11 protein-coding genes are annotated in these 13,871 nt (G+C 73.9%); 3 read left to right on the plus strand and 8 right to left on the minus strand.

Translation table 11 applies throughout. The annotated features are described in order from the left end of the window. Positions 1-578: 578 nt before the first annotated feature. Complete coding sequence (locus J3R08_RS23205) at positions 579-3,602, minus strand: bifunctional [glutamine synthetase] adenylyltransferase/[glutamine synthetase]-adenylyl-L-tyrosine phosphorylase (protein ID WP_209962756.1); 3,024 nt, start codon at positions 3,600-3,602, stop codon at positions 579-581. Positions 3,603-3,604: 2 nt separating this feature from the next. Further along, the gene (locus J3R08_RS23210) at positions 3,605-4,372 is read right to left on the minus strand and encodes a type 1 glutamine amidotransferase (protein ID WP_030504183.1); all 768 of its coding nucleotides are present in this window, start codon (positions 4,370-4,372) and stop codon (positions 3,605-3,607) included. A gap of 113 nt (positions 4,373-4,485) precedes the next feature. Between J3R08_RS23210 and J3R08_RS23215 the strand changes: the two genes are divergently transcribed. Next, the gene (locus J3R08_RS23215; protein ID WP_245255584.1) at positions 4,486-5,361 is read left to right on the plus strand and encodes an LD-carboxypeptidase; all 876 of its coding nucleotides are present in this window, start codon (positions 4,486-4,488) and stop codon (positions 5,359-5,361) included. Positions 5,362-5,457: 96 nt separating this feature from the next. Here the strand turns inward: J3R08_RS23215 and J3R08_RS23220 are convergent, their stop codons facing one another. Then, complete coding sequence (locus tag J3R08_RS23220) at positions 5,458-6,363, minus strand: virginiamycin B lyase (protein ID WP_209962758.1); 906 nt, start codon at positions 6,361-6,363, stop codon at positions 5,458-5,460. 181 nt (positions 6,364-6,544) lie between these two features. On the opposite strand from J3R08_RS23220, the gene J3R08_RS23225 reads away from it, so the two are divergent. Continuing rightward, the gene (locus J3R08_RS23225) at positions 6,545-7,036 is read left to right on the plus strand and encodes a hypothetical protein (RefSeq protein WP_043329298.1); all 492 of its coding nucleotides are present in this window, start codon (positions 6,545-6,547) and stop codon (positions 7,034-7,036) included. A 171-nt stretch (positions 7,037-7,207) separates the two neighbouring features. Here J3R08_RS23225 and J3R08_RS23230 read toward each other — a convergent pair whose 3' ends face one another. The 5 genes from J3R08_RS23230 to glnA form a co-directional block, all read right to left on the minus strand. Then, the gene (locus tag J3R08_RS23230) at positions 7,208-8,566 is read right to left on the minus strand and encodes a M28 family peptidase (protein WP_245254797.1); all 1,359 of its coding nucleotides are present in this window, start codon (positions 8,564-8,566) and stop codon (positions 7,208-7,210) included. Positions 8,567-8,817: 251 nt separating this feature from the next. Next, positions 8,818-9,183 carry a VOC family protein gene (locus J3R08_RS23235; RefSeq protein ID WP_064448280.1) on the minus strand — a complete coding sequence of 122 codons (366 nt, stop codon included), beginning with the start codon at positions 9,181-9,183 and terminating at the stop codon, positions 8,818-8,820. A 97-nt stretch (positions 9,184-9,280) separates the two neighbouring features. Then, on the minus strand, positions 9,281-9,973 hold the full coding sequence (locus J3R08_RS23240) for a YafY family protein (protein ID WP_209962761.1): 693 nt from the start codon (positions 9,971-9,973) through the stop codon (positions 9,281-9,283). A 32-nt stretch (positions 9,974-10,005) separates the two neighbouring features. Beyond that, entirely contained in the window at positions 10,006-10,431 is a 426-nt protein-coding gene (locus J3R08_RS23245; protein ID WP_043329290.1) for a DUF350 domain-containing protein, read from the minus strand. 80 nt (positions 10,432-10,511) lie between these two features. Next, positions 10,512-11,861: a type I glutamate--ammonia ligase gene (gene glnA, locus J3R08_RS23250; RefSeq protein ID WP_036344036.1), complete on the minus strand. Its 1,350-nt coding sequence runs from the start codon at positions 11,859-11,861 to the stop codon at positions 10,512-10,514. 206 nt (positions 11,862-12,067) lie between these two features. On the opposite strand from glnA, the gene J3R08_RS23255 reads away from it, so the two are divergent. Further along, positions 12,068-13,828, plus strand: a complete 1,761-nt coding sequence (locus J3R08_RS23255; RefSeq protein ID WP_043329288.1) for an NAD+ synthase — start codon at positions 12,068-12,070, stop codon at positions 13,826-13,828. Positions 13,829-13,871 lie beyond the last annotated feature (43 nt).

The following is a 13,871-nucleotide window of genomic DNA, read 5'->3' on the forward strand; positions in this document are numbered from 1 at the left end:
CCGAGCCCACCCCGATCGTCGGCGCGCCGGGTGAGCTGATCAGCCAGGACGGCGCCTCGATCACGTTCCGCGCCCCCGCCTCCGGACCGATCCCGATCCGGGTCCGCCACGATCGCTGGCTGACCGCCTCAGGCGGCGCCGAAGTCACCCAAGACGGCAAGTGGACAACGGTGACGGTCCCCCGAGAGGGCACCTACACCCTCACAAGCTGATCCCGGCGGAGATCTTGGTACGAAACGGCCCCCATAGGGGCCGTTCCCTACCAAGATCTCTCGGCTTTCCTGAGATTCGGAAAGCATTTCTCGCGTGTCGGGACCAGCAGCGGCAGCGGAGGCGAGGGCGGCCATCGAGGTCCCGGCATCCCGTGGCACCGGGCTGGACCGCCTCGCCCTCTGACCGCCTCCCCGCTGCCGACGACAGGCGACGCAGCTAGGCATTACAGCTAGGGCCGCAAGTGCAAGATCGACGTTGGGACCGGGCGGGGCGAGGTCGAGGGCGGGACGGGGCACGGCCGACGTGAACAAGGCCGAGGGCCGGGCAGGCGCAGCCTAACCAAGAGGCGTGGGCGGGCGCAGGGCCTAGAGGGGGGACTCGAGGATCCGCTGGACGACTGTGCGGGAGTGGCGGCCGGTGCGCAGGTACTCGTCGAGGAACTCGCCCTGGTCCTCGCGCCCCAGCAGCCGCACCACCCCGGCCAGCTCCACCCCGTGCCGGGGCAACTGGTCCCCCGCCCGGCCGCGTACCAGCATCAGCGCGTCGCGCACCTCGGCGGCGAGCGTCCAGCCGGCGGCCAGCTCGGCGGCGTCGGTGGCGTCGAGCAGGCCGGCGTCGCGGGCGGCGGTCAGGGCGTCGAGCGTACGGGTGCCGCGCAGCTCGGGGATCCGGCCGGCGTACCGGAGCTGGAGCAGCTGCACGGCCCACTCGACGTCGGCGAGCCCGCCCCGGCCCAGCTTGGTGTGGGTGGCCGGGTCGGCGCCCCGGGGCAGCCGCTCGGTTTCCACCCGCGCCTTGATCCGGCGGATCTCGATGACCTGCTCGCGGGTCAGCCCGTCGGCCGGGTAGCGCACCGGCTCGATCATCGCCTCGAACTCGGCGCCCAGGTCGGCGTCGCCGCAGACGAACCGGGCCCGCAGCAGCGCCTGCGCCTCCCACACCCGCGACCAGCGCGCGTAGTACTGGGCGTACGCGGCGAGGCTGCGTACCAGCGGGCCCTGCCGGCCCTCGGGGCGCAGGTCGGCGTCCACACCGAGCGGCGGGTCGGGGGCGGGCGCGGACAGCAGCCGGCGCAACTCCTCGGCGATGGCCTGCGCCGCCGCGCTCGCGGTGCTCTCGTCCACGCCGGGCGGCGGGTCGTAGACGAACAGCACGTCGGCGTCGGAGAGGTAGTTGGACTCGTACCCCCCGAGCCGGCCCATGCCGATCACCGCGAAGCGCAGGCCGGGCGGTCCGGGGTGGACGGTACGGGCGGCGCGCAGCGCGGCGGCCAGCGTGGCGTCGGCGACGTGGGACAGCGCGGTACCCACCGCCGTCACGTCGACCACTGTGGGCCGCCGCTCGCCGCCGCCGACCGGGCGCGGGGTGAGCGGCGCGAGTGAGCCGGCGCGGCTGAGCACGTCGGCGGCGGCGATGCGGACCAGTTCCCGGCGGCGCAGCGCACGGACCGCCCGGATCGCCTCGACCGGGTCGTCGTGCCGGGCAGCGGCCGCGGCGAACCCGTCGACGAGCGTCTCGCGCGGGCGCGGGGTCAGTTCGCTGTCCTCGGCGAGCAGCCGCAGCGCCTCCGGCTCGCGGGACAGCATGTCGGCCGCGTACCGGGACGAGGAGAGCACCCGGGCCAGGCGGCGCGCCACCGGGCCGGAGTCGCGCAGCAGGCGCAGGTACCACGGTGTGCTGCCGAGCTTGTCGGACACCTGCCGGTAGTTGAGCAGACCGCGGTCCGGCTCGGGGGCGTCGGCGAACTCGTCGAGCAGCACCGGCAGCAGCGTGCGCTGGATCGCGGCGGTACGGCTGACGCCGCCGGTGAGCGCCTGCAGGTGCCGCAGCGCGCCGGCCGGGTCGGCAAAGCCGAGCACCTCCAGCCGGTGCCGGGCCGCCTCGGGCGTGAGCCGCAGCCCTTCGGCCGGGACCCGGGCGACCGATTCCAGCAGCGGCCGGTAGAGCAGTTTGGCGTGCAGCCGGCGTACCTCGGCGGCGTGGGTGACCCACTCGGCGCGGAACTCCTCGACGGCGCTGCGGCCCGGCGTGGCCACGTAGCCGAGCGCGGCGGCGAGCCAGCGCAGCGCGGCCGGTTCGGTCGGCACGGTGTGGGTGCGGCGCAGGGCCTGGAGCTGGAGCCGGTGCTCGACGGCGCGCAGGAAGCGGTAGCCGCGCAGCAGCGCCTCCCCGTCGGCGCGGCCCACGTAGCCGCCGGCCACGAGCGCGCGCAGCGCCGGCACGGTGCCCGGCACCCGCAGCGACTCGTCGCCCCGGCCGTGCACGAGCTGGAGCAGCTGGACGGCGAACTCGATGTCGCGCAGCCCGCCCGGACCGCGCTTGATCTCGCGTTCCAGCTCCTTGGGCGGCACGTTGTCGAGGATCTTGCGGCGCATGGACCGGACGTCCTCGACCGCCTCGGGCCGTTCGGCGGCGGTCCACACGAGCGGGGCGAGCGCCTCGATCCACTCCCGGGCCAGCTCCAGGTCACCGGCGGCCGGGCGGGCCTTGAGCAGCGCCTGGAACTCCCAGGTGCGGGCCCAGCGCTTGTAGTAGGCGAGGTGGCTGGCGAGCGTGCGGACCAGCGGGCCCCGGTTGCCCTCGGGGCGCAGCGCCGCGTCGACCGGCCAGGCCACCAGTCCGCAGATCTGGATCAGCCGGGTGGCGATCTGGGTGGCGGCGGGCAGGTCGTCGTCGGTGGCGGAGACGAAGATGACGTCGACGTCGGAGACGTAGTTCAGCTCGTCGCCACCGCACTTGCCCATCGCCACCACGGCGAGGCGGGGGCGCGGCGTGCCCTCGGGCAGCTCGTCGGCGGCGATGTCGTAGGCGGCGGCCAGCGTGGCGTCGGCCAGCCCGGACAGCGCCGCCATGGTCTGCTCCAGGCCGCGCCCGCCGGTCAGGTCGGCCGCCGCGATCCGTAGCAGCGCGAGACGGTACGCCTGCCGCAGCAGCGGGACCGCGCCGGTCATGGTGGTGAGCCGGGCGGCCACGCTCAGGTCGAGCCGCCCGTCCGCGGTGGGGGCGAGCCCGTCCGGCTCGGTGGCCAGCACCGCCCACTGCCCCGGGTTGGCGACCAGGTGGTCGCCGAGCGCGGAGGAGGCGCCGAGCACCGCGATCAGGCGGCGGCGCAGCCCGGGGTCGGCGGCCAGCGCGTCGCGTACGGCCACCTCGTCGCCGGAGCGCCGCTCGGACTCGACCAGCCGGTGCAGCTGACGCAGCGCCAGATCGGGGTCGGCGGCGCGGGACAGCGCGGCGAGCAGTTCGGCGGCGCGTTCGTCGGCCGGCTCCTGCGTCTGGGGCCGCCACAGGTCGAGCCCGTCCGGGCCGAGCAGGTCGGCGGCGCGCGTGGCGCCGTCCCCCTCGGCGAATCCGTAGCGGGCCAGGCGCCCGCGGGCCGGCCGGGTCACCGTCAGGCCCCGAGCAGCGGCAGGCTGCGGCGCGGGTTGTCGTCGCCGAGTTCGCCGAGCGCGAGCGCGGCGAACCGGATCGCGAACGGCTGCCACGCCTCCTCGACGTCGGCCATCACCCGGTCGCAGGCGGCCACCACCAGTTCCGGGTCGTAGTCCAGCTCGGCCAGCACCGCCGAGTCGCGGGACCACTCGGCGATCATCGCGGTGTCGCACTCGATGTGGAACTGCAGGCCCCAGGCCCGGTCGCCGAGGCGGAACGCCTGGTGCGGGTAGCGGGTGGACGCGGCCAGCAGCGTCGCGCCGTGCGGCAGCTCGGTGATCTCGTCGGCGTGCCACTGGAGCACGTCGGGCATCAGCGGCACGTACCGGAACAGCGGATCGTCCTCGGCGGCGTCGCGCCGGCCCACCAGGGCCGGGCCGATCTCCGGCCCGGACGGGCTGCGCTCGACCAGGCCGGCGTGCGCGGTGGCGAGCAGTTGCGCGCCGAGGCAGATCGCGAGCGTGGGCACCCGCTGGCGGACCGCCTTGCGCAGCAGCCCCTCCAGCGCCGGGAACCAGGGCGCGCCGGGGGCGCCGTCGGACCCCGGGTACGCCTGCTGGTCGCCGCCGAGCACCACCAGCGCGGCGTATCCCTCCAGGTCGGCGGGGAGCGCGTCACCGGCGTGCGGACGCAGCACGCGCAGTTCCAGGCCCCCTTCGGTGAGCCACTCCCCCAGGCGGCGGAGGTCGTCGGTCGGGTCGTTCTCGATCACCAGCGCGGTCGCCACGACGTCGAGGCTAACCGGTGCGGCCGACAGGGCACGGTCCGGCAGGCCCTAGGCTCGCGATCGTGCCCGACGACTGCCTGCGCCCACCGGCCCTGCGTCCCGGCGACGCGGTGATGCTGGTGTCCCCGTCCGGACCGACCCGTCCCGAGCGGGTGGCCCGTGGCATCGAACTGCTCACCGGCTGGGGGCTGCGTCCGGTGCCCGCGCCGAACGCGTACGCCCGGCGCGGTTACCTGGCCGGCGACGACGCGCTGCGGGCCGCGGACCTGAACGCGGCGTTCGCCGACCCGGAGATCCGTGGGGTGATCTGCACGCGGGGCGGCTACGGCGCGCAGCGGGTGGTGGACCTGATCGACATGGCGGCGGTACGCCGGGACCCGAAGGTGGTGGCCGGGTTCTCCGACATCACCGCGTTGCAGTTCGCGCTCTGGCGGGGCGCCCGCCTGGCCGGGGTGCACGGGCCGGGGGCGGCGTGGCGGGACGAGCGCACGCCGCTGCGCTCGGCGGAGTCGCTGCACGCCGCGCTGACCAGCGCCGAGCCGGTGACGGTGGCGGCGGTCGAGGCGGAGGAGACGTACCCGGTGCGGGTGCCCGGCCGGGCCGAGGGCCGGCTGATCGGCGGCAACCTGTGCCTGATCACCGCGTCGATCGGCACGCCGGACATGCCGGACCTGACCGGTGCGATCCTGCTGGTCGAGGAGGTGCAGGAGCCGCCGTACAAGATCGACCGGATGCTCACCCACCTGCGTCGCTGCGGCGCGCTGGACGGGATCGCCGGGGTGGCGGTGGGCCAGTTCACCGAGTGCGCGGACGGCTGGGACACCACTGTCGTGGACGTGCTCACCGACCGCCTGGGCGACCTGGGCGTTCCGGTGCTCGGCGGCCTGCCGATCGGCCACGGCCCCGGCCAGCTCACCGTCCCGGTGAACACCCCCGCGGTCCTGGACGCCACCACAGGCACCCTGACGGTGACCGCCGCCGTCCGCTGAAGCCGAGCCCCGGCGCCGGCCCGGCCCCGGCCCCGGCCCCGGCGATCATGAAGTTAGCGGCAGTTCAGAGATCCACAACTGCCGCCAACCTCATGATCAACGCGGCGCACGCGGCGCGGGCGGGGTGAGGTGGGCGACCGCGCCGATCTCCAGGGCTGCCCAGACCGCGCCGTCGGGGGTGACCGTGAGGCCGTGGGGCTCCGACGCGGGGGTGGGCAGGGTGTGGGCGGTGATGTGGCCGTCGGGGTCGAGGTGGGCGATGCGGTTGGCGCCCCACTCGGTGAACCAGCAGCCGCCGGCCGGGTCGGCGACGATCGCGTGCGGGCGCGCCGTCCGGTCCGGCAGCGGGAACTCGTCGATCCGCCCGTCCGGCGTGATCCGGCCGACCTGCCCGGCGGCGATCTCGACGAACCAGAGCGCGCCGTCGACACCCCGGGTGATGCCGACCGGCCCGGCCGCCTCGGTGGGCAGCGGATGCAGCGTCACCGATCCGTCCAGGTCGATCCGGGCGATCGCGTTCGCCTGGTTGAGCGTGAGCCAGAGCGCGTCGTCCGGGCCGGCCGCGAGCATCGACGGGAAGCCCTTCTCCACCGGCAGCGGGAAGGACGTCACCTCCCCGTCGACGCTCACCCGGCCGACCGTGTCGTCGCTCATGCCGGCGTACCAGAGCGCGCCGTCCGGGCCCACCGCCAGCCCGCACGGGCCGCAGCCGGGCGGCAGCGCCACCGAGCCGGTCTCGCCGTCGACGGTGATCCGGCCGAGCCGGTCGTCGCCCGAGCGGGTGTACCAGAGCGCGCCGTCGGGGCCGCCGACGATGATCAGCGGGCGGCTGCCGGGTGGGTCGTCGCGGTAGGTCCGCACCTCACCGTCGGGGCCGAGCCGAGCGACGCCGCCGGAGCCGGCCAGCGCCAGCCAGAGCGCGCCGTCGGACCCGACCGTGATCGAGTACGGGCCGGAGCCCGGCCCGGTGAGCGGGATCTCGCGGATGGCAGGCTGTGTCATGGCGTGGCCTTTCGTCGGGTTTCGCCCAGCCTCGCGGGCGCTCCGGCACACCGGCAACACGAATAAAACGGGCCTTCCGGACGGGATTGCCAGCCTGCTGACAGGTTCGCCACGGGTTGCCCTCAGTTCCGGGGCTCACTGTCGGTGACGTCATCGCACCACCACCGAACAGGAGAATCGCATGATCCGCACGATGTCGAAGAAGCACCTGCTGGCCGGCCTGGCCGCTGCCGGCGTGCTCGGCGTCGGGATCGCCGCCCCGACGGTGGCGCTCGCCGACGACAAGAACCCGAAGCCGTCCTCGAGCGCCAGCAGCACCGACCAGGGTGACGAACGCCGCCAGAAGCACGCCGACCGGCAGGCCGAGTTCGCCGAGGCGCTCGCCAAGGAGCTGGGCGTGTCGACCGACAAGGTCACCGCGGCGCTGGAGAAGCTGCACGAGCAGCGGCAGGGCGACCGCCCGGAGCGGCCGGAGCGGCCGTCGACCGAGGACCGGCAGGCCGCGCTGAAGGAGCGCCTGGACCAGGCCGTCACCGACGGCAAGCTCACCCAGGAGCAGGCCGACGCGGTGCTCAAGGCCGCCGAGGCGGGCGTGTTCCCGGGTGGCCCCGGCCACGACGGCAAGGGCGGCCCGCACGGCGAGCGCGGCAAGGGCGGCCCGGACGGCAAGTGACCGCACGGCCACGCCGTTTCCCGCCGGCCGGCCCTCCTCGTGACCGGCGCCGGCGAGGCCACCGCCTGACACCAGGCGGGCGGGACAGAGGCGCCGCACCGGGACTCCCCGGTGCGGCGCCGGTCGCCGTCCCCGTGACACCGCGGCCGGCGGCACGGGGACGGCAGTAAATCAGCGAGCGGTCGCGTACGCCGCACAACCGATCAGTTCGAGGGAGACCTGGAGTCGCTCGAGGCTGATGTTCTTGGCGATGGTGTCCTCCGGGGTGTGGTATGGCGGCTCCAGCAGCGCCGGGCTCGTCTCACCCCGCCAGGAGAAGTTGGCGCTGGCGATGCCGACCTCCTGGAAGGACTGGTGGTCGCTGGAGCCGCGCTGCGTCACCGGCGACATCCGCGGGTCGTAGCCCAGGCGTACACCGGCGGCGGCCACCTCGTCGGTGGCCCGGTTGGACTGGCCGGTGAAGGACAGCAGCCAGTAGAGGGTGGCCGGGTCCCAGCTCGTGGCGACCATGTCGTTCTGGTACACCGCCAGGAAGCGGTCCCGCTCGGCCTGCGGGAGCTGCCGGACGTGGTGACGCGAGCCGAGCAGGCCCTGCTCCTCCGAGCCCCACAGCGCGAACCGCAGGGTGGCGTCGACCGGGATCGCCTTCATCACCCGGGCCAGTTCGAGGCAGAGCACCGTGCCGGAACCGTCGTCGTTGGCGCCGGGGGCGCCGATGACAGTGTCGTAGTGGGCGCTGACCATGACGACCGGCCCGTTCGCGCCGGACCGCCCGACCCGCTCCGCGACGACGTTGTGGGACGTCAGGTTGCGGTGCGCGACGGTGGAGATCGTGAGCGTGAGCCGCCCGGCCGCGAGCAGGGCACGCAGCCGCTCCTTCTGCGCCTGCGCGACGCCGACCACCGGGATCGGCACCGGCGTGCCCGCCGAGCCCGGCAGGGTCGGCGAGAACGCGCTGCTGCGCCGGGGCGGCACCCCGTCGGCGGCGAGGAACACCACGGCGGCCGCGCCGCGCGCCACAGCGGTGGCGACCAACTGCTCGCGCCGGGCGGCCACGTAGTCGACGAGCACGATCTGGCCGGTGACGCTCGCCGGGTAGTTCTCTTCAGCACCCGCGCCCACGTCCACCACGTCACCCTGGACTGTGGTGTCCAGCGCGGCCTGCGGGGAGGCGCCGGCCTGCCAGTTCAGGTCGGTGGGCAGCCCGGCCGGCGAGGCGAGCTGGGCGAGGAACTTGTCCGCCACCGCGAACGGCTCCAGCCGAACCTGGTAGCCGAGGCGGTCGAGCTGCTTGGCGATGTAGTCGGCGGCACGCCGCTCCGAGGCGGTCCCGCCGATACGCGGCCCGATCTCCTCGCTGAGGACGCGCAGGTGCGCCAGCGCCCGCTCGGCCGAGACCTGGGCGATGATCTTGCGATCGTCCGACGTGAGCGCCGGCTTCCGGCTGGATCCGGGGCGCTTGTCGTCGGCCGCCCAGGCCGGCGCGGGCAGGGCCACGGTGGCGGCGCCACCGAGAGCGATGGTCAGCATGCGGCGTCGGTTCACAGTGGATCCGGTGATGTCCGTGGCGGGGGAAGAGGGGTGGCCGTCGTTGGTCATACGCTTCTCCTGACTGTGCGAGCCGACCGGCGTTGGCCGTCCGACTCGGAGGATCTTGAACATAACCCGAGGTAGGGGGCGCATCCAAGATCCTCTCCGGCGATCACCGGACCCGACATCGACCGGTCTCTCGCCCGCCGTCGCTCCACGGTGGCCGGCCGCCACGGGTGGACGGACCGGGGTCAGCCGCCGGCCGGCGGGGTGAAGACGCCGAGCAGGTTGCCCGACGGGTCGCGCAACAGGGCCCGCACCAGACCGGCCGGCGTGGTCACCGGCCCCGTCACCACGACGCCGCCGGTCGCCTCGGCCCGGCGGCAGATCTCCGCGACGTCCGCCACCTCGGCGTAGAAGATCGCGTAGTTGCCGGCGTCGGTGCCCCGGATCGCGCCGCCGATCCCCCGCTCACCGCCGGCGGTCGTCTGCCGGTACGACCCGGCCGGGCCGCCCTGCTCCTCGAAACTCCAGCCGAACAGGTCGGCGTAGAACCGCTGCGCCTCGTCCGGGCGGTCGGAGCTGATCTCGAACCAGGTCACGGGCGTGCTGGACATGCTTCCTCCTGAGGTTCGCGCCGGCGGTCGGCCGGCGTCGTCAGGAATCAGCGTGGTACCGGGACACGACAGCGTCCTGTCGGTGTTTCCACAGGGATCAGACCAGCGTGAGCGGGCGCACCCGGTCGACCGGCACGTCGAGGTCGTCAGCACGCCACTCCCGGGTCACCGGCTCGGCGAGCGGGCGCACCGAGCGGATCCGGTCGGTGCGGAAGCAGCGCACACCGTCGCGCAGCCGGCACCAGGCGACCAGATACCAGTGCACCGAGTTGCCCAGGTAGGCCAGCGGCTCCACGTCGCGTACCGAGTCGGCGCCGTCGCGGTCGGCGTACCGCAGGCGCAGCACCCGCCCGGCGGCGACCGCGTCGGCGACGACGGCCGGGACGGGCGTGCCCGGCCCGTCGCCCACCAGGTGCACCCGGCCGGCGAGCCGGTGCGCCTCGGCCACCGCGGCCGGCGGCATCACCGCGACCAGCTTGCGCAGCGCGGCGCCGGCCGCCGCGGCGAACGGGGAGCCGCCGAGCCGGTGCAGCGCGACGGCCATCGCCACGGCCTCGGCCGCCGTCAGGTTGACCGGCGGGAGCGTGCGCGCCCGGTCGACGACGTAGCCGCCGGTGCGGCCCGGCTCGGCCCAGATCGGCACCCCGGCGCCCTGCAACGCGGAGATGTCCCGCTCGACGGTGCGGGTGCTGACCTCGAAGCGGCGGGCCAGCCAGCTCGCGCTGCGCGGGCGCGGCGACACCGCCCGCAGCTCCTCGACCAGGGCGTAGAGGCGATCGGTGCGGTTCACCCCCGGACGCTAACCCGGGGGTACGACACCGCTCAGGCGATGCAGGCGCAGACGATCAGCGCGGCGCCGAAGTGGGTGGCGGCGCTGACCTTGGCGGCCGGGTGCGGCTCCTCGGCGGCGATCACGTCGCCCAGCCGGCCCGGGGTGAGCAGGTCCAGCACCAGGAACGCCAGCGCCATCACCAGCAGGCCGACCAGCCCGAAGACCACAGTGGAGGCGAGCCCCTTGGTGAACGAGCTGTAGCTGGTCAGCACGGCGGTGAAGACGATGCCGGCGATGCCGAGCTGGTTCGCGGCGAGCAGCAGCGCGGCGTTGCCGTTGCGGCGTACCCAGATCAGCTCCCGCAGCTTGCCCGGGGTGAGCACATCCACGAGCAGGAACCCGGCGGCCATCAGCGCCACCCCGACGATCCCGAACACGATGCTCTGCCACGCCCCGTCGAGCAGGTCTCCCAGCACCCAACGCCTCCCCGGCTCACCCGCCCGGCGAAGGTGCCGGGACGGTGCCGCAGACGATAGCGGCACCGCGCCAGGATGATCTAGAGAGACAGGTAGCGCTGCCGCTCGTACGGGGTGACCTCGCGGCGGTACTGCTCCCACTCGGCCCGCTTGTTGCGCAGGAAGAAGTCGAAGACGTGCTCGCCGAGCACCTCGGCGACCAGTTCGGAGCCAGCCATCACGTCGATCGCCTCGGCCAGGTTCTCCGGCAGCGCCTCGTAGCCCATGGCGCGGCGCTCCGCGCTGCTCAGCGACCAGACGTCGTCCTCGGCGCCCGGCGGCAGCTCGTACCCCTCCTCGATGCCCTTGAGGCCGGCGCCGAGCATCACCGCGAACGCCAGGTAGGGGTTGGTCGCGGAGTCCAGCGAGCGGACCTCGACCCGGGCCGAGTTCGGCTTGCCGTACGCGGGCACCCGCACCAGCGCGGACCGGTTCAGGTGACCCCAGCAGACGTACGCGGGGCTCTCGGTGATCCGGTCCGGCAGCGCCTGCGGGAACAGCCGCTTGTACGAGTTGACCCACTGGTTCGTCACCGCGGTGTACTCCCGCGCGTGGGTGAGCAGCCCGGCGATGAACGACTTGGCGACCTTCGACAGCTTCATCGGGTCACCGGCGTCGTGGAACGCGTTGCGCTCCCCCTCGAACAGCGACAGGTGGGTGTGCATGCCGTTGCCGGGCTGGTCGGTGAACGGCTTCGGCATGAAGCTGGCCTGCACGCCGGTGGAGAGCGCGACCTCCTTCACCACGTGCCGGAAGGTCATGATGTTGTCGGCGGTGGTGAGCGCGTCGGCGTAGCGCAGGTCGATCTCCTGCTGGCCGGGGGCGACCTCGTGATGGCTGTACTCCACCGAGATGCCGATCCGCTCCAGCGCCAGCACCGCCTGGCGGCGGAAGTCCCGCGCGACGGCGTGCGTGGTGTGCTCGAAGTAGCCGCCGGTGTCCACCGGGATCGGCACCGAGCCGTCCTGCGGGCCGTTCTCCAGCAGGAAGAACTCGATCTCCGGGTGGGTGTAGAACGTGAAGCCCTTGTCCGCGGCACGGGAGAGCATGCGGCGCAGCACGTGCCTCGGGTCGGCCCAGGACGGGCTGCCGTCGGGCAGCGAGATGTCGCAGAACATCCGGGCGCTCTCGCCGCTGACGCCGCCCTCGAACGGGAAGACCTGGAACGTCGTCGGGTCCGGCATGGCGACCATGTCCGACTCGAAGACCCGGGCGAAGCCCTCGATCGCGGAGCCGTCGAAACCGATGCCCTCGTCGAAGGCCGCCTCCAGCTCCGCCGGGGCCACCGAGACGCTCTTGAGCGTGCCGAGCACATCGGTGAACCACAGCCGGACGAAACGGATGTCCCGCTCTTCCAGCGTACGGAGGACGAACTCCTGCTGACGGTCCACTTCCACCCCTCGTTACACGTACGTCCGCACCGGCGCCGGGCCGGCTCGGCCTGACCGCCCAGTCTCCACCGGGCTCGTTACGCCGACGTTACGCCCTCCCCGGCCGGCCGTCCCGCCGTGTCCGCCGCGCTGGGACGCACGGGCCGGCACGCCTGTCTGCCCCAACCGGTCGGATTCGGCCGGGAGGGCTGGGGGAAGATGAGGACATGCCCACCCTGCGTCTCGCCCTGTGCCAGGTCAACCCGACGGTAGGCGACCTCACCGGCAACGCCGGCCTGGTCCGCGAGTGGACCCGCCAGGCGGCCGGCTCCGGCGCCCAGCTCGTCCTGTTCCCCGAGCTGATGCTGACCGGCTACCCGGTCGAGGACCTGGTCTTCCGCCGCTCGTTCGTGGCCGCGTCCCGGGCCGCGCTGCACCGGCTCGCCGCCGACCTCGCCGCCGACGGCCACGGTGACCTGCCGGTCCTGGTCGGCTACCTGGACGCCGACGGCCCGCCGCAGGTCAGCTCCGACGCGGAGCCGGGCAGGGGCGCCCGCAACGCGGCGGCGCTGCTGCACCGGGGCGAGGTCGTCGCCACCTACTTCAAGCACCACCTGCCCAACTACGGCGTGTTCGACGAGGACCGCTACTTCGTCCCCGGTGACACGCTCACCGTGGTGCGCGTCGGCGGGGTGGACGTGGCGCTGACCATCTGCGAGGACTTGTGGCAGGCCGGTGGGCCGTTCGCGGCGGCGCGGCAGGCCGGCGTCGGGCTGGTGCTGAGCATCAACGGCTCGCCGTACGAGCTGAACAAGGACGACGTGCGGCTGCCGCTGGTGCGCCGGCGCGCCGCCGAGGCCGGGGCCGCGATCGCGTACGTGAACATGGTCGGCGGCCAGGACGAACTGGTCTACGACGGCGACTCGATGATCGTCGCCGCGGACGGCACGCTGCTGGCCCGGGCGCCGCAGTTCGTCGAGCACCTGCTGGTGCACGACCTGGAGCTGCCGGCGGCGGCCGGGACGCCCGGCGAGGCCGGTGGGCTCAGTGACGGCATGCGGGTGGTCCGCGGCGAGGTGGCGACGATCCCGGCCACGCCGCCCGGACCGGCTGCGGACGGCGGGATCATCGAGCCGGTCGCCGACGAGGCCGAGGTGTGGCATGCGCTGGTGCTGGGCCTGCGCGACTACGTCGACAAGAACCGCTTCCCGTCGGTGGTGCTCGGCCTGTCCGGCGGCATCGACTCGGCGGTGGCGGCGGCCATCGCTGTGGACGCGGTCGGCCCGGAGCGGGTCGTCGGCGTCTCGATGCCCAGTCAGCACTCCTCCGAGCACTCCCGCACCGACGCGGAGGACCTGGCCAAGCGCACCGGCCTGGACTACCGGGTCGAGCCGATCCAGCCGATGGTGGACACGTTCCTGGCGAACATGTCGCTGTCCGGGGTGGCGGTGGAGAACCTCCAGGCCCGGGTACGCGGCGTGATCCTCATGGCGCTGTCGAACCAGGAGGGCCACCTGGTGCTCACCACCGGCAACAAGAGTGAGCTGGCGGTGGGCTACTCGACGTTGTACGGCGACTCGGTGGGCGGCTACAACCCGGTCAAGGACGTCTGGAAGACGCTGGTGTGGCGGCTGGCGAAGTGGCGCAACGCCGACGCGGCGCGCCGCGGGCAGACGCCGCCGATCCCGGAGAACTCGATCGGCAAGCCGCCGTCGGCCGAGCTGAGCCCCGGCCAGCTCGACAGCGACACGCTGCCCGACTACGACGTGCTCGACCCGATCCTGATCGGCTACGTCGACGGCGACCTGGGCCGCGACGGCCTGGTCGAGTCCGGCCACGACCCGGCCGTGGTGGACAAGGTGCTGCGGATGGTGGATACCGCCGAGTACAAGCGGCGGCAGTCCGCGCCCGGCACCAAGATCTCCATGAAGGCGTTCGGGCGGGACCGGCGGCTGCCGATCACCAACCGGTGGCGCGAGGACGGCTGACCGCTCCCCGGCCGGGGAGTGACATCCTCCACTCCGATCTGCC

It is taken from the genome of Micromonospora sp. HB375 (genome assembly GCF_017872985.1).
GTDB classification, from domain to species: Bacteria; Actinomycetota; Actinomycetes; order Mycobacteriales; family Micromonosporaceae; genus Micromonospora; species Micromonospora chalcea.